Source organism: Lysinibacillus sp. FW12 (genome assembly GCF_050817245.1).
In the GTDB taxonomy this organism is placed as follows: Bacteria; Bacillota; Bacilli; order Bacillales_A; family Planococcaceae; genus Lysinibacillus; species Lysinibacillus irui.
This window is the reverse complement of sequence record NZ_CP139094.1, coordinates 357257-373940: the sequence shown is the minus strand read 5'-3', so window position 1 is coordinate 373940 and position 16684 is coordinate 357257. Positions and strand designations below refer to the sequence as shown.

18 protein-coding genes are annotated in these 16684 nt (G+C 34.9%); 2 read left to right on the top strand and 16 right to left on the bottom strand.

From position 1 onward, the window contains the following. Positions 1–338 precede the first annotated feature (338 nt). On the bottom strand, positions 339–1178 hold the full coding sequence (locus SJW71_RS01945) for a hypothetical protein (protein WP_274794888.1): 840 nt from the start codon (positions 1176–1178) through the stop codon (positions 339–341). Further along, on the bottom strand, positions 1168–1692 hold the full coding sequence (locus tag SJW71_RS01940) for a sigma-70 family RNA polymerase sigma factor (RefSeq protein ID WP_274794889.1): 525 nt from the start codon (positions 1690–1692) through the stop codon (positions 1168–1170). Before SJW71_RS01940 ends, SJW71_RS01945 begins: the two co-directional genes overlap by 11 nt. A 139-nt stretch (positions 1693–1831) precedes the next feature. Here SJW71_RS01940 and SJW71_RS01935 point away from each other — a divergent pair, with 139 nt between their 5' ends. Together SJW71_RS01935 and SJW71_RS01930 are read left to right on the top strand one after the other, a co-directional pair. Beyond that, a complete protein-coding gene (locus SJW71_RS01935; protein WP_274794890.1) occupies positions 1832–2614 on the top strand; it encodes an ABC transporter ATP-binding protein in 783 nt (260 codons plus the stop codon). Then, positions 2611–4233, top strand: a complete 1623-nt coding sequence (locus SJW71_RS01930; RefSeq protein ID WP_431811686.1) for a hypothetical protein — start codon at positions 2611–2613, stop codon at positions 4231–4233. Before SJW71_RS01935 ends, SJW71_RS01930 begins: the two co-directional genes overlap by 4 nt. Before the next feature lie 58 nt (positions 4234–4291). Here the strand turns inward: SJW71_RS01930 and SJW71_RS01925 are convergent, their stop codons facing one another. The 14 genes from SJW71_RS01925 to SJW71_RS01860 all read right to left on the bottom strand — a co-directional run bounded on the left by SJW71_RS01925 (position 4292) and on the right by SJW71_RS01860 (position 16678). Further along, complete coding sequence (locus tag SJW71_RS01925) at positions 4292–4834, bottom strand: AAA family ATPase (RefSeq protein ID WP_431811685.1); 543 nt, start codon at positions 4832–4834, stop codon at positions 4292–4294. 41 nt (positions 4835–4875) lie between these two features. Then, positions 4876–5490, bottom strand: a complete 615-nt coding sequence (locus tag SJW71_RS01920) for an ABC-2 transporter permease (RefSeq protein ID WP_274794893.1) — start codon at positions 5488–5490, stop codon at positions 4876–4878. A 1-nt stretch (position 5491) separates the two neighbouring features. Next, on the bottom strand, positions 5492–6349 hold the full coding sequence (locus SJW71_RS01915; protein ID WP_322610540.1) for an ABC transporter ATP-binding protein: 858 nt from the start codon (positions 6347–6349) through the stop codon (positions 5492–5494). Beyond that, positions 6349–6726 carry a GntR family transcriptional regulator gene (locus SJW71_RS01910; protein WP_274794895.1) on the bottom strand — a complete coding sequence of 126 codons (378 nt, stop codon included), beginning with the start codon at positions 6724–6726 and terminating at the stop codon, positions 6349–6351. The genes SJW71_RS01915 and SJW71_RS01910 overlap by 1 nt, the downstream gene beginning before the upstream one ends. 305 nt (positions 6727–7031) lie before the next feature. Next, positions 7032–7307 (bottom strand): transporter suffix domain-containing protein, encoded by a 276-nt coding sequence (locus tag SJW71_RS01905; protein WP_274794896.1) that lies wholly within the window; start codon positions 7305–7307, stop codon positions 7032–7034. Between the two features lie 38 nt (positions 7308–7345). Beyond that, positions 7346–8047: a YwqG family protein gene (locus SJW71_RS01900; protein ID WP_312506575.1), complete on the bottom strand. Its 702-nt coding sequence runs from the start codon at positions 8045–8047 to the stop codon at positions 7346–7348. 156 nt (positions 8048–8203) lie between these two features. After that, the gene (locus SJW71_RS01895) at positions 8204–9847 is read right to left on the bottom strand and encodes a DUF4179 domain-containing protein (RefSeq protein ID WP_431811684.1); all 1644 of its coding nucleotides are present in this window, start codon (positions 9845–9847) and stop codon (positions 8204–8206) included. Further along, the gene (locus SJW71_RS01890) at positions 9834–10367 is read right to left on the bottom strand and encodes an RNA polymerase sigma factor (RefSeq protein ID WP_274794899.1); all 534 of its coding nucleotides are present in this window, start codon (positions 10365–10367) and stop codon (positions 9834–9836) included. Before SJW71_RS01890 ends, SJW71_RS01895 begins: the two co-directional genes overlap by 14 nt. A gap of 242 nt (positions 10368–10609) precedes the next feature. Further along, the gene (gene tlp / locus SJW71_RS01885; RefSeq protein ID WP_274794900.1) at positions 10610–10846 is read right to left on the bottom strand and encodes a small acid-soluble spore protein Tlp; all 237 of its coding nucleotides are present in this window, start codon (positions 10844–10846) and stop codon (positions 10610–10612) included. Positions 10847–10974: 128 nt separating this feature from the next. Beyond that, the gene (locus SJW71_RS01880) at positions 10975–12186 is read right to left on the bottom strand and encodes an MFS transporter (RefSeq protein ID WP_274794901.1); all 1212 of its coding nucleotides are present in this window, start codon (positions 12184–12186) and stop codon (positions 10975–10977) included. A 143-nt stretch (positions 12187–12329) separates the two neighbouring features. Further along, on the bottom strand, positions 12330–13328 hold the full coding sequence (locus SJW71_RS01875) for a LacI family DNA-binding transcriptional regulator (protein WP_274794902.1): 999 nt from the start codon (positions 13326–13328) through the stop codon (positions 12330–12332). A 75-nt stretch (positions 13329–13403) separates the two neighbouring features. After that, a complete protein-coding gene (gene allD, locus SJW71_RS01870) occupies positions 13404–14402 on the bottom strand; it encodes an ureidoglycolate dehydrogenase (protein WP_274794903.1) in 999 nt (332 codons plus the stop codon). A 15-nt stretch (positions 14403–14417) separates the two neighbouring features. Continuing rightward, positions 14418–15425: a zinc-binding alcohol dehydrogenase family protein gene (locus tag SJW71_RS01865; protein WP_274794904.1), complete on the bottom strand. Its 1008-nt coding sequence runs from the start codon at positions 15423–15425 to the stop codon at positions 14418–14420. Further along, positions 15413–16678 (bottom strand): hypothetical protein, encoded by a 1266-nt coding sequence (locus SJW71_RS01860; RefSeq protein ID WP_274794906.1) that lies wholly within the window; start codon positions 16676–16678, stop codon positions 15413–15415. Before SJW71_RS01860 ends, SJW71_RS01865 begins: the two co-directional genes overlap by 13 nt. Positions 16679–16684: the final 6 nt, after the last annotated feature.

The following is a 16684-nucleotide window of genomic DNA, read 5'->3' as shown; positions in this document are numbered from 1 at the left end:
ACAATACCAGCTTCAAAATACCCGAAATATCCCATGTACAATAAGTAGAGAAAATATGATTTTCTCTACTATTTATTAGTATCACCTAATCCTTCTTTCATCCGGATTCAACTTTTCTAATAGCTGATAAATCATATCTTCATAACTGTGGGCTTCTTTATAGGCCCGCACAACTATCTGCCCCCTCTTAAAACCCAATCAAAATTGAAAACCTTTATTTTTCTTTTTTAGAACGTCCAGACAAATGGTGATGAGCAATTTTATAAAGCCAAGAGAAAAAGAGACCGTATAAGAAAATTGATGAATTAAATTCGGAGAAATTAATTTAGTGGTCACGATTAAAAGATTTTGCCATTTTCATCACAGTAAAATTCAATGGTAAACCTCTTCTCGTATTGTATTGTATTTAGCTCAAATATCCCCTCTATTTGAATACTAAATGTTCGCCCATCGTCAATTAACGCTGTTTTATAGGAGGTTTGCTTCCACGTTCCTGATTGCGTTTTTATTAGGCTTGTAGAAACATTTTCAACAGAAGAAAACAGTTGGCGTTTGTGGGATGCATCATATTGCGTTTCAAAATCCCCTGTTACTTCAACAGTTCTTAAAATATCAGGGAAGTACATATAGGTTTTTTTAGTAGTACTACCATCGTCATTGGTAATTACAGGTTCTGGTGTAATCAGGTAGTTATTAATTCTTTCGCGTTCTGTGGCTAAATGTTGTTTTACCCAAGATTGAACATTCTTTTTAAATTCTTCAGGTGAAATCCAATATTCATCTTCGAAATCCTCCATTGGTCCAACAGCAATGTTTAAACCTGATTTCAGCGCCATAGCCTCCTCTATAATTTTTACATATTGCGCATAGTACTGTTTTTTTATTTCTTCTGTTAGAGGTGGAAGTGGCTTTATAGCAGTACTTTCTACTAATTGAGACTCATCACGCGTATCTGTAGTAGCTAAGGGAGAATCTATTGTAGTTTTCTCTACTGTTTGAAGAGTAGGTAAGAGACTAATTCCAATTAGGACAACTGCAAAAATAGAAACCACCAAAGGTTTCCACTGATATTTATAATTAGGAGATTGGTTTATTTTAGCCAAAATATCTGCTCTATCTTTCTTTGTAAATTTAATAGACGTAGGTATTGATTTCTCCAGTTCATTTTTAATACTCATATTCTAAATTACCCTCCTCTATCGTTATTTTTGCTAATTTCCGCCCTCTAGCTAACCTGGTTTTAACTGTGTTGGGAGAGCATTTTAACACTTCAGCCATTTCTGCTATTGATAATTCAACATAATAGTGGAGCCAAATTACTTCTCGATATTTGATGGGTAAAGAATTCACTATTTGCCCTATAGACTGATTTTGCTCTTGGCGTAAAACATCTAGTTCAATAGAGTCTCTTTTTAACCAATTTTTCACTCTTTCTGTCACTTCAAATTTTTTATAATGCCAGCTTTTTAAGTAATTTTGACATTCATTCACTGCTATTCGATATAAATATGTTTTAATAGTAGAACGTCCTTCAAAGACATCAAGGCTTTTATAAAATTTAATAAAAACTTCTTGTAAAAGATCCTCCGTCTTCTGAATTTCTTTTACATATGTATAAATTAATCTTTTTAAATAATCCCCATGTTGATTCATTACTTCATAAAGCAATTTTTCTTTGTCATCAGTTGTCATAATAAACCCTCCCTTCTTATAAAGTTAGACAAAGCTGGAAATGAACTGGTTTCATTTTACCAAAAGGAATTTTTCTACTTATAAGTATGCTATAGTGTAGTTATGGTAAAATTTCTAGAAATTAGAAAGGAGCTAGGAAATGGAGGAAATTTTAACGATTACGAATTTAACGAAGAGTTATGGGAACAAGGAAATCTTAAAGGGGATTGACCTTCATGTATCTAGAGGAGAAATTATTGGCTATATTGGCCCAAATGGCGCTGGGAAAAGTACAACTGTAAAATTAATTTTAGGGCTTGAGGGCGATTATGGCGGAGAAATCAAGCTTTTTGGAAAAACCATAGAGCAGGATCAAATTGATTATAAGCGGAAAATCGGGTATGTTCCTGAAATTGCGGATGTTTATGATAACTTAACAGGCTATGAATATTTAACATTTATTGGGCAGCTGTATGGACTGGAGCTTGAGGAGGCATCTGACAAATCGAAATCGCTAATGGAACTGTTTGGTGTGGGTGAAGCGTATCATTCTAGAATTTCTTCTTATTCAAAGGGTATGCGACAAAAACTACTAATCATTGCAAGCGTCATACATAATCCAGACCTACTATTTTTAGATGAACCGATTAACGGCTTAGACGCAAACAGTGTCATGATATTTAAAGAAATCTTAACTCAGCTAGCTGCCCAAGGAAAAACCATCTTCTACTCATCTCATATTATGGATGTCGTTGAAAAAATCAGTAGTCGTATCATCCTGCTGTATGATGGGAAAATTGCTGCGGACGGAACATTTGCCCAATTACAAGCTGATAACATGGAAGGAACGCTGGAAAGAATTTTTAACCAGTTAACTGGATTCCATGAACATCAGGAGATTGGAGAAAAGTTTGTCTCCATCGTACAAGGAGTGTCATTATGACGGATTTTAAAACACTTCAATTGCTTGATATATTTCGATGGCTTTTTGTAAAAATGGGCATTGATTATGACATGATGAGAAAAATTCTACAACTTAAACTAACGATGGATGAGCGTAAAGTACCCACACTATTTCAACAGAATAAAAAGAAAGACGATCAAAAATTTGGATATATTAAGTCTCTATGGATTTATGTCTTATTCGGACTTATACTCATCCCACTTATGGGATTTGGTCAAAACTTTCTTTTTCAAATGAGTATTGCCTTTGCAATGATTATATTTTTAATTATGACTTCTTTAATTTCTGACTTTTCTTCTGTGCTCTTAGATGTGCGAGATAAAAGTATACTTTCGACGAAGCCGATTTCTGCTAGAACTATTAATGCCGCAAAATTTATGCATATTTTTATTTATTTATCCTATTTAACAATGGCCTTAACAGCTATCCCCCTTGTTATCAGCCTCTTTACGCAAGGAATTGTATTTTTTATTTTAACAGGTTTTGAAATCATACTCATTAATTTATTTATCGTGGCGTTAACTGCCATTTTATATATCGTTATCTTACGTTTCTTTGATGGCGAAAAGTTGAAGGATATGATTAACTATGTACAAATTGCACTATCTCTGATGCTCATGATTGGTTATCAAGTGCTGATTCGATCATTTGAATTTGTTAACTTAGATATGGTGGTTTCGTTTCATTGGTGGAGCCTCTTCCTCATCCCGATGTGGTTCGCCGCTCCGTATGAATTAATACTTCATGGTGACACATCCTTATTTACAGTAATCTACAGTATCTTAGCAGTGATTATTCCTATCATCTCTATTTGGTTATATATCAAACTCATCCCAACGTTTGAACGCAATCTTCAAAAACTACTAAGTACAAGTAAATCTAAAAAAGAGAAGAACAATAGACTCAAATCATTGTTATTATCTCTTATTTGTAGAACACATGAAGAACGAGCCTTCTATCGTTTTTCCACTCTGATGATGAGGCAAGAGCGAGAGTTTAAGCTCAAAGTCTATCCTTCTTTAGGTTTTTCATTTATTATCCCATTTATTTTTATCTTTACCTTTAGCAGATCTGAGGAGATTGACTACTCGAGCAGTATGGGCTACTTAACGATTTATTTTAGTATGCTAATTATTCCTTCTGCAGTGCTTTTCCTTGGTCATTCTGCTAAATATAAGGCCGCTTGGATCTATAAAACACTTCCGATTAAAGATTATATAGGTTTACAAAAAGGTAGCTTAAAGGCCTTTTTAATTAAATTGTATATACCTTTATATATCGTACTAAGTATTGTATTTTGCTATATTTACGGCGTTCGAATTATCCCAGATTTGTTAGTGGTTTTAGTAACAAGCTGGCTATATACGGTCTTCTGTTTTGTTATGATGAGCAACAAAATACCCTTTACCAGACCCTATGATGAAATTGGAGATGCTCAAGGCTGGAAAACAATGTTGTTGTTTATCCCTTTAACTATGCTGGCAGGTTTACACTTTTTAATCGCTAGTCAGGTTACTTTCGGATCCACTGTTTATTTCATTATGCTTTTCTTTATCAATATGGTGATATGGAAAGTTGCTTTTAAATCTTCTTTGTAATTAAAAAACGGCTGGATTCCCTTTATTCAATGGGATTAGCCGTTTTTTCTTCTTAAAACTATCCGTTTAGCAAGTTTTTTAGTTCACTTAAAACAGAATCTACTTGAATTTCGTTTGTTACATAAAATTCTTTGTATGCATGTTCTACACTTTTCTTTAGCTGATAATCTTTTTGTGAGTTAAGAACATCCTTAAAAGTTTGAACGGTTCGCAAAATAGAGGTATCACGCCTCGCTTCATTAATTCTAGATTCCAGTATTTCTATAGGTAAATAAAATTTGACAATGATGATGTGAAATCCGCTATTATTAAACCTTTGTATAAGACGGTTTCTATTAAATTCGTTTAAATTAGAATTACATAACACAATATGAAACTTCGTATGATCTACCGCATATTGTACGAGTGTTTCTGTTAATTTATATTTAATCGTATTTTCCCCATTATTCGGGATTAGCTTAGAATAAGAATCATATAAAAATTGTGCTTGTTGATCTTGATCTATCACAATACAATTTTGGCACATCTGCTCTAAACTTCGTGCAAATGTAGATTTACCACTGTGTGTCTTACCAATAGTCAGCACACAAAATCTAGTCATGGTAACACCCCATTCACTTTTTTAGTACCTCATTGAAAGTTTTAAAAAGCTTTCCGCTCATAAATACGTATCGATAGCAACCATGAGCTAATAAATAAAAGAACAGTAATGATTGTGGCAAAAAGGTATAGTTGTAGTTCCTGTACAGTCATAAAATTTTGCACTAGGGTTCTTAACCTATCATTAAAGTTAGGAACAAAATAATTTATTACGACCATATACATTCCAACTAAAGCAATACAAATAATAGTTAGATACTTGGTTTTGAATTTATAGGATATCGGTAAAATAAATGATATGGCAATCATAACGAGACCCATATTAAGTAATATTTCTTTCCACAATATTAATACCACTGTTCCATTTAAAAGATAATTGGCTAAATACGTATAGCATATGAATAATCCTGTAAAAATTAACGCTCCAATATATTTTGAACTAACAATTTCTTTTCGTGTATAGGGTAATGAATTAAGTAAGATGTTGGCATTATCTTTTTCATCACTAGAGAAAGCATTTAAAATAAAAACAACACTATAAACAAATACTATAAATACCGGAGAAACATTAACCAGTAAATAAAGTAGAATAGTAGCTATGTAGATGATGAGCGTGTTTTTTTGGATTAAGATATCCTTTAGAATAAGATTCAGCATATTACCACCCCTTCTTTGTATAATACATAATATCTTCAAGCGTGGGTTTTTCTACAACAACGGTATCACCAAATATAGTTTTAATACGATGTTTCTCATTCGCTAACGCTTCAAATCCGCTGTTTGTTTTGCGAATGGACACGAACTCCTGCTCCGTTTCACGATCTAATAGATCAAGTGTCCCTTTGACGACGGCATAATCCTCTTCAATCTTATAAAACTCCTTCGTAAATATATGCTCACCTTGGTGAATAAAGGTTATATAGTCTGCAATGCGATCTAAATCTGTTGTAATATGTGTTGAGAAAAATATAGTTTTTTCTTCATCTTGCATTAATTCATGTAAAATATTTAGAAGCTCTCTGCGAAAAATAGGGTCAAGACCTGACGTTGGCTCATCCATAATAATTAATTCCGCATGGTGAGCTAAGGCAATCGCTAATGATGCCTTCATCTTCATCCCCTTTGAGAAGGTTTTCATATTTTTGTTCAGAGGTAACTCAAACTGTTCAATATACTGCTGAAATGCCTTGTCATCCCAGTTTTTATAAGCTGGTTTAATGATTCTTTTCATATCCTTTAGTGTGATATTTTCATAAAAAATATTCTCATCATAGACAAAACCGATTCGCTCTTTTATTTCTTTTTCGTGTTTCTTATAACTCTTACCGAAAATAGAAATGGTCCCACTATCCTGCTGTAATAAATTCATAATCATTTTAATTGTGGTCGATTTCCCTGCTCCATTCCCTCCTATAAACCCTGTGACAAAACCTTTCTTAACGTTAATCGAAAGATCTTTTATTTGAAAACCTTTAAAAGATTTTTGTATATGTTGTAATTCAATAACACTTTCCATCACTCATCCTCCGTATACAATAAAGTAAGCATTTCCTTTAACTCAACTAAGCTAATATCCATTTCCTTCGCATTTTGAATCGCCACTAATAACTTTTCCTCAATAGCCTTCATTTTTCTTTCCTTCATGATTTCTGTATTTTGTTCAGAGATAAACGAACCTTTTCCAACAATAGAGTAAATAAAGCCGTTTTTTTCAAGCTCTTCATAAGCTCGTTTCGTTGTAATGACACTAATTTCTAAATCCTTTGCTAGCTGGCGCATGGAAGGTAATGGATGCCCCTCTTGTAATTCACCTGTTAAGATCGATTTTTTAATCTGCGCATATATTTGTTCATAAATAGGCTCTTTTGAACTGTTTGAAATAATAATTTGCATGCAATTACCTCTTCGCGAAATATTGTATATATACTTTATATACAATATATACACATTAAACCAGATTTGCAACTATAATTTACTTTTATTTAGCAATTTTGTGTAACTATCCCCACTACGCGACCAAGACCCACAATAGGGATATAGTTACCGTGAAGAGAAAAAATAGAGCATATAGCCAAATTAATGACTATATGCTCTCAGTTTTTAAAATATAAATTTTTAACGAATTGATCCAGCCATATATGAACAGTCGCTTCAGGAGATGTAATGAAGCGATACAAAAATTCAAACAAGTGCTTTGATTATTGCTTCGATTTCGTGTCGTCTTTTTCTCGCCATTTTTTAGGGTTGAGGTAACTTTTAAATTTGTTAGCTACTTCCTTCCCAACAAGTAGAGCACCTAGCCAAAACATGATTTCAGCTACAATAATACTTCCTGGAATAAGCCCAGCCTTTACTTTTGTAGGTATGGGTGTGAATGGTGTAATGATTGGGACTAACCATAGCGAAAGAGAAAAAATAATAACGCCTATACCAAGCTTATAGGTAAAGGATTTTTTGTTTTCAGTAGAGGGCATAACATGAATCTCCTCATTTAATTTAAAATAGTTCTATTTTACAAACTATAAATATAATAATATAGCTTGGAGAAATCCTTAGCTTTTAGGGCTTCTCTTTCAATAAAGAATTGCATTGTACCTGAATCTAATATCATGGCATAGGTCTTTTTATCATTACCTTCCATATCTAATTGAAACAGCAATTCGGCATGGCTATTATGTTCATCAAAACTATTTTTATCCATGAACGCATAGCCCCCTATCTTTGTGCCACTACTATCCGTTTTATCAAAATACTTACCATACTCAGGATCCTCCATTGGTAATTCATAGTGAACTGAACGTGGATCAGTATAAGGTACTAACTCCTCCTGTAAAGTAGCTTTTAATGCATAAGGGCCACCAAAGATGATCGGTTCACATAGCTCATACTCCTCTTCTTCTTCAGAAAAAGGCTCAATATCAACGGAGGTTTCAATTTCCTCATAGTACCTACAATAATAGCCATCCTCATAAAGACCATAATCCTCATCTGCCAATACAAAAAACTGCAAAAGACCATGCTGTGGGTAATTTTCTAGCTTAGGTAGCTGTGAAAAATTAAGCTGTGCCAAAAACATATAAGGTGTTCCACTCTCATGGATGGGGAATTCATCACCCGGCTTACAATAAGGTTGACCACCTAGTTTACTGTCCGTGTATGTAACCGGCTCTTCTACTGCTTGCAAGACAATCGCTTTTTTCAAAGAATGTTCCATTTCAAATTTCCTTTCTTCCTCATACTAAGAGGTAAATCAAACTAATAATCGTGTGCAATTCTAATGTAACTTATTTAATTATACATGTGCGGTAACTCTATAAAAATAAAATCCCACTCATTTGAAGTATCCAAATAAGTGGGATTGGTAAGCCTTTTATTTCAAAGATTGTAGTGGCACACGTAGCTCTGCATCTGGGTGGTTCGTAGTATATTTCCAAACATATATATCAAGATCTTTACCTTTGAAATTCTTATACTCATCTATATTCTTATTATTATTATCACCGAGAAATCCTACTGTGAGAGGCATCCCATAATTTCGATCTTTATGGTCTAGGTAATAAGTTTGACTGACACCACCAAACGTTGGATCAGAGCTAAAGGATTCAACGTAAAGGTTATTGTCCTTCTTATAATACGTCCATGTAATTGGAAAATCCCCAATCGTAGATGTTTTAATTTGAGGTTTCTCTGATATGTCAGTCAAACGAATCGGTTTATAATCGCCATCTTCTACATCCACTCGGTGTTTGGCTACTAAGGTTATAGATTGTTTCGCCAACATCGACACATCAACCCCCGTCATTTCAAAGCGAAGTTCTACTTTATAGGGATCATTTTCTACATCCCATCTTCCTCCATCTAATAGTACTCCTCCAATATCCAGTTGATAATCCATATAAGGTTGATGAGCATATCTCTCTTCACTTGTCAGAATTAATCGAACTTGTGTTGGTGTAACTTTCATTTCATGAATTTTTGTTCCACCAGGGACATTTTCTAAAGGAATATTTACCACTTTTCTAAATGATCCTTTTTTCAGTTGCTCTTTGGTCAGATTCATCTCAATACTCCAAGTATCCTCTGCAACACCTAAAGTATGTTCATACGCCAGTTGAAAATTTGACCCTTTGGTTTTTAAGCTATCTTTAGTAAAAATTTGTTGACTCAAGTATTCATCTGTTGCTCCAGGAGTACCAAAAACAGGTGTTTCCGCTTCTTGTATAGGTTGATTCTTATCATCTAAAGCCTTGATACGTACCCACTTGTTCTTCATTTTAGCGTCTGTAAACGTAACGGCTGATTGAAGGAGTATTTTCCCCTCTGGTTGTTCAAAAGCTTGTATAGTTACATTATCAATTCCATCCTTTTGAATAGTGAAAACCTGCGTATTAGTATCATTAGGATTATAGTTAATTGACTTCTCTTCATTACCAATCGAATGAATATTTTTCATCGAGAAATTAATATTGGACTTCTGGTCATCAGCAACCCAGTCTGTCTCAAAATATCCTTGGAAGAGGCCGAGATCTTCATTCCAAAGATGTGCATAATTTCCTTTAATAAAATCTCCGTTAGAGTCTGTAAGACCAATTTGATCAAAACTAACATCCTTTCCTTTCCAAGAGGCGTCAGGTTTTAAACTATACAAAAGGAAGGTTCTGTTTTCATCAATAAACACCGTATGTACGGTTAGCATAAACCCACTCTTCGTAACAGATTGTTCAACTTTTTGGCCTAAGCCCTGTTCTAAAGCAGACTGAATTCCCTCTCTATACGAAAGTATGTTAGACCAGTCATAATTCAATGCTGCATAGACAGGGGTAGCCATTAGAGCCACAGCTAGGCCCGCTATTAAAGCAAATTTCTTCCTTCTACGAGGTCGAAGTTCGATTGGTTCTTCTAAAGTCTTTAACTCATCTTTCTGGATACTGCTCCACATTTGATCAAAATCAGGATACTGTACATTATTGGTTGTCTTCATCTTGCTTTTAAGCTTCTTCTCAATGCGTTCCAAATTGATTCTCTCCCTTCAACCAAAGGTTTTGATTTTGCTCCAGTTCTTTTCGCATGATTTTCAATGCTTTATGAAGCCTAGATTTTACTGTGCCTACTGGGATCTTTAATGTTTCTGCAATTTCTGCTAGCGATAATTCTCCGATATAGCGGAGAGTGATAACAGCCATCAGCTTTTCTGGTAGCTGCTTTAGAAGATCTTCCCACTCCTCCTCTGCTGCTTTTTCCAGTACAATGGTGTCGACAGATTTAACTGATGCCGTAGTCTGTTCGTGGAGCAATTGAATCTGACTCTGTTTTTTCAGGTGAGATTGCTTTCTTTTTAGTAGATTTAAGCATTGATTCATTGCAATACGCATAATCCAAGCTCTTATGTGTTCAACGCTTTTCCAATCCTGACGAAAGACGATGACAAAGACATCATGGCAAAGATCTTCTGCATCTTGGGTGTTCCGTAGCATGTAATAACAAGTACGGTATACATCTTTGTTGTATGAATCGAATAATTCACGTTCAGTCAATTTATGGCACTCCTTTCTGCTTGTTCTAACTTATAAACAAATGACTATTAAGAAAGGTTCATTTTTTTAGATTTTTCTATGTAATTTAATTATAAAAAGCCACCATAACATGAAGCATGTTGAAAATAAAAAAGCAGATGGCCATATAGAAATCCTGATAGGACATCTAAACCATCTGATCAATGATATCTTACCCTTATGGGAAGTCGATGTTTTATTTCTTTATTTCCAACAATACAGTACTACACTTCGCCATTTTTACGTGCTGCCATTTCATCTTTCATTTCATCTTTCAACGCTTCTATCGATTGTTTACGACGCTCATTTTTTTCTTTTACCATTTTACTTTGCATAGGATCTGCAAACTCCATACTAATTTCTGCTTCATGAAGTTTTTCTTCGGTATTTTTAATAATACCCTGAATTCGTTCAACATTATTGGATCGATCATCTGGTTTTCGTTGTCTTGAATTAGCCATGTTAACCTCCTAAAATTTTGACATAACATTATTCTGGGTTGTTTTTTTGATTATATGAGTGCTAACTTTTACTAAGAGAAATTCTCTTTAACATGACTAATACTAGCTAAAATTAGAGTGGTCCTACTTCAGACAATCTCTTCTTTCAAACCCTCATATGCTGATTTTGAATGCATAAATACATATAAAATAAGCGAGATAAAAATAGCGACCGCACCAAATACGATACAAACCATTTGTAGCGAAAACCATTCGGCTAGCAATCCTAAAGCTAAAGTAAAACCAATTTGCAGTACATTTATTACCATTGTTGAAACACTGCCAAACCGCCCCATGATAGCTGTTGGAACACTTAATTGATAAAATGTACTATAGCCTGCATTACAAAATGACATACATATCCCTAAGGCAATAAAACTAATAATTGCTAATGTAACATTCGGTGATGAGTAAAATAATGTGTAGCAGATCATTGTCAGGAGCAGACCATAAACAATATATTGTCTTGTCGAAAACTTTTTAGCATATCGTGCAGCCATTGCTCCTCCAATAATGGCACCAATTCCTGCAATACTGACAATTACACCATATAGACCATCTGAAGCTTGTAAGTTCTGTTTAATAAATGTAGCTTCTTGTGAGTCTAATGCAAAAGCAATCATTAAAGCACCTTGAAAATAGAGAAAAACTTTTGCAAAAGCGCCCTCTTTCTTTGTAAATGAATAGACAACACCATAATCCTCTTTTAGCATTTGCCAAGTAATGCGCTGTCGATGCATGTTCTGATGATCTTCTACTGCTGGAAGCTTAAAAATCGAGAAAGCACAGACAAAGAACGTCAAGGCGTTAAACCAAATCGCAACAGATACACTGGATATTGCAATAATAAACCCAGCCAATGCAGGTCCAATTAAAAACGAGCCAGAGCTAAACATTCCTAAAATTGCATTAAAGGATTGTTTATCTTCGTCTGGAATATATTTTGAAATATAATAGGTACTACTCGGTCCAAAAAAGCTACTTACTATATTAGATAAAAATAATACGCAATAAATAAGCCAAATCGAGGATGTAAACGGTAACAATAAAATCAATATGCCACGAACAATATCACTATAAATCATCAATTTTTGTTTATTGGATCGATCAATAATAGAACCTGCAAAAAAGCTCGTTATAATACGCGCAATTGGCCCCACAATAAAGATACTAGCCATAGCTGCTGGGGACTCTGTTAAGTGCCAAACTAATAAATTAAGGGCAACTAAATTCACCCAATTTCCCAAATATGAGAAACCAAAGCCAAACAGAATGAGACGATACTTCCTAATGGTGCTCATAAGTCTCCTTTCTATCATCCAAGAATGAATTATTGGTCTTTTTTTACATAAAAGTATTCCTTTAGATAATCATATCTATCTATGAATTACAGTGCAACTAAAACAAGCAACCCTAGCTAAATGCATAGCTTTGGGTTGCTTGTTTAGTTTGTTGAATCTCGCTGAATTAAAATCGGTTTAAAGCGATATAATTTTTGTTCATCAGCTAGTGGTTCTTTTTTGATTTTTGCTAGGAGCAACGAAGCCGCCTTCTGAGCCATTGGTAAAATGGGCTGCTTCAAGGTTGTAATGGAAGGTGTTAAAAAATTTGCATATGGTACATCATCAACAGCGATTACTTGTACATTATTTGGCACATGTAAGTTTCTTTTTTTAATATAAAGCATTAATTCCTGAAAAATACGATCATTTGCCGCAATAATTCCCTTTGGTGGTTGTTCCAATGTAAATAATTGATTGAATATCTCTGTCATCTCAGCTGGCTCACCATTTTTTATATAGCGCTCATCAATCAACAGATTCCTATTTCTGAGCGCTTGTCGAAATCCTTCTAAACGTTCTACACGAGGAGTAATCGGTAAGGCTAAAGAAGTAGTGATAATGGCTAATGGTTGTTTTTGGAACGTCTCTACCGCCATATCCATTGCAGAAAAATTATCAAGCAACACAGCAGGAATATCTACTCCCTCAATAAATCGGTCAATAAAAACGATTGGCATTGCTTGTTGATGAAGTCTTATATAGAGATTTTTATTTTCTCCCGTTGGAAAAACGATTAAGCCATCCACCTGTTTTTCTAGTAAGGTTTCGATATGCTTTTTCTCTTTTTTAGGGTTATCCGCCGAGTTACATACAATCATATGGAAGCCTTCTTTATCGAACTCTGCTTCCAATGCATTAATAATTTTTGTTGAAAAGTCATGGATTATATTCGCTACTATAATACCTATCGTAAAGGTGGATTTCTGTTTTAAGCTACGAGCCATTAAATTTGGACGATATTGCAAAGTTTCAATAGCTTCTTCAATTTTCTTACGGGTCTCTACACTCATATATTCATATCGCTTATTTAAAAATTGAGAGACGGTACTATTTGAAACATTTGCATATTGCGCAACATCGGCAATTGTTGTTTTTTTCACTAAAATCAATCTCCTACCTATAAATATGAAAACTCTCCTTGGTATTATGTAGCATAGCATACTTTACTAGTTAAATTAACTATTCAAATAGTTATACACTTGTTCAGGTAAATCAATGCCCTTTTCCATTGTTTCCGCACTTCGTTTCTGTTCAATTTCGCCTGGTACCAGTACTTGATCAAAATTTGGTGCCGTTGGAGCATCATGTAATTCATTAATCATTTGTGAGATATTTGCTTTGAATTGATCAATATCTCCAAAAATATTTGGATCTAATACATATAAATATTGTCCTAGATTACGCTTTTGTTCGTAATCACCATACATTTTTGAAATATGTGGACCAAAAGCTGCACTTGCTAAAATTCCGGAGAGAACATCTACTACAAGTGCCATACCATATCCTTTTGCCCCTGCAAACGGTGTTAAAGATTTTACTTGATGAGGATCTGTAGTTGGCGCCCCTTGTACGTCAACTCCCCATGTATTAGGGATTGTCTCTCCTTTTTCACGTGCATATAAAATTTTCCCGAGGGCCACATTACTTGTTGCCATATCCAAAATGATTGGTTTATCGTCTGTTGGAAAACCGTAAGCTATCGGATTCGTGCCAAAATAAGGCTCTTTTCCTCCAAAAGGGACAACTGCTGAGTCGGTTTGAGAGCACATGATAGCAATTAAATTTTCGCTCGTAGCCTGTTCAAGGAAATAGCCGAGTGCCCCACAATGGCTGCTTTCTTGAATAATCGTTGTACATGAGCCATGTTCCTTTGCTATTTTAATCGTTTCATCCATTGCTTCCTTACAAATAACATGTCCAAAACCATTATCCCCCTTAAATAGAAGGTGATTTGTGCCACGCTTTTCAACTGAAAAATTTGGGTTTTTCGTTATGCCCCCTGCCTTTAAACGTGTTATATAATGTTCCACACGCATAACGCCATGAGAACTGACACCACGTAAATCTGCATAAATCAAAACATCTGCTACTTGCGCCGCAGTTTCAGCGTCAACACCATGAGCTGTGAATTTTTGAGCAACTAATTCTTTTAATGCTGATACAGAAATATTCATTGAAAGTCCTCCCCATTATTTAAAATAAATTTGCGCTTTGTTCGTGTTATATTGTTTTGCCTCAAAGTAAGAAATCGCTTCGTCAAATGCAATATTTTTCGTAACATAGCCTTGCTTTATCGCTCCTGACTGCATATAGTTCATCACTGTCTCAAAATCTTCTAAAGTAGCATTTCTACTACTCTTTAACGTTAATTCCTTTGAATGAAATTCAGGATCATTAAATGTAATGGTCTTCTTCATTAAACCAATAAATACTAATGTGCCGCTATTTTCTACGTATTGGAATGAAGATTCCATTGATTGTTGATTACCTGTTGCATCAAAGACAACTGTAGGAAGTTCACCATTAAATTTTTCATGTAACTGCGCCATTATGTCATGGCTACCAACAATCACACCATCCGCTTCCGACCATGCCTGTCCTTCTTTTAAACGTTCTTCGTTCAAATCCATTAATACTGTTTTTGCACCGCGTAACTTAGCAAAACGTGCTGCTCCTAATCCAATTGGCCCTGCACCGATAACAAGTACCGTATCATTTTCTGTTAGTTCCGAACGACGTACTGCATGGGCACCAATAGCTAATGGTTCCACAATGGCTAATTGGTCACCTGATACAGCATTATCTGTAATGACAATACTGTCATCAACTACGATATATTCGCCCATACCACCATCCATATGTACACCTAATACTTTCAAAGATTTACAGCAGTTTGTTTGACCTCGACGACATGCAACACACTCTCCACAATGAATGTATGGAATAACTGTTGCACGATCTCCTACGTAGATGTCCTTAACTGCTTCACCGACTTCCTCCACGATAGCAGCTAGTTCATGGCCTAACACTCGTGGATAACTAAAGAATGGCTGTTCACCTGCAAAAGCATGTGTATCTGTCCCACACACGCCAATATGTGTGATTTTTAATAGAACATCATGACTTTTTTTAATAATTGGCTTGTCTACCTCACGTTCCACCATTTGAAATGGTTCATTAATGATCAATTGTCGCATGCTATTTCCTCCAATAATCTATGAATTGTGGATAATTGCTGAATAACCTTAGTTGCATCACACTGGAAATGTTCTTCAATAAATTGTTGCATTGGCTCTGTTTGACCTTGTTCAAAATGGTTATGGATTTCAGTCAGTATTTCAATAATCTGATCCGATTCACGCATGGAAAAGCGTCTTGGATTCATTGCATAGATTCCTAACGCTAAAGCTTGATAGTATATTTCTGTTTCGGCGTATGGTGCAATTCGCGTTTGCCACTTTGATAACTCATTTAATTGAATATCATATAGCTGATGCTCAATAAATGGATTTAAAAAACGTTCAAAAACATCTTGCTGATAGTGTTCATCCACTTGAAATCGTTTGGTAAAATCATTTGTTACTTTTTCAATAAATGCTCGAATACCTGTGTTAGAAAATGCATCTCTTACAGTTGTATATTGAAAAATTTTCCCAAATGCTGAAAGCAAAATATGACTACCATTTAAAATGGCAACTTTGCGTTTCCGATACATGTCTAAATCATCAAATACAAAAGGTAAATCATTATTTGTTGGCCAATGTTTAAACGGCTCTTTCTGATCAATTACAAAAAGGAAATAGGGTTCACAAACTGTATAAAGGGCATCTTCACCGTGATAATCTTGTGGATAACCTGTTACAATACGGTCTACTAGTGTATTACAAAAAGTTAAAGTAGCAAGCCATTCATTAAATGCTGTAGGCAGGTTCCAGTCTTTAGCATGCTGTAGGCAAATAATTTTTAGGGTAGAACCATTCTGTTCTATTAATTCCAGAGGCACAATGGCCAGTTGTTTTTCACCTTGAAAATGATTGAAATATTGTTCTAGGAAGACTGTTAACTTTGCTGCATAGCTTGTTGGACAGGCAGTTGGATAAGGGATATTTTCGTAATAAATTCCGGCCTCTGTTGTATTTGACACAATCATTTCAAGTGTTTCTGACTGCGCATATTGCAAAAATGAATGCCAGTTCACATATGGATGAATAGTATCTTGAATAACCTTAACGGTGGTTTCTTCTTCTACAACCTCACCATTTTTTAACCCTCGTTCCATCACAGTGAATTGCAACTGTTGTTCTTCTAGTTGTTTGACCGTTTTTCCTCTTGCTGTCGCTGCAACGGAAACGATACTGCAAGGAACTTGAAGTTTTTCAACCGCTAGGTCAAAAAAGCCTCTAATAAAATTCCCATCACCTATTTGCATAATTTTAATAGGATGCTTCATGTCATT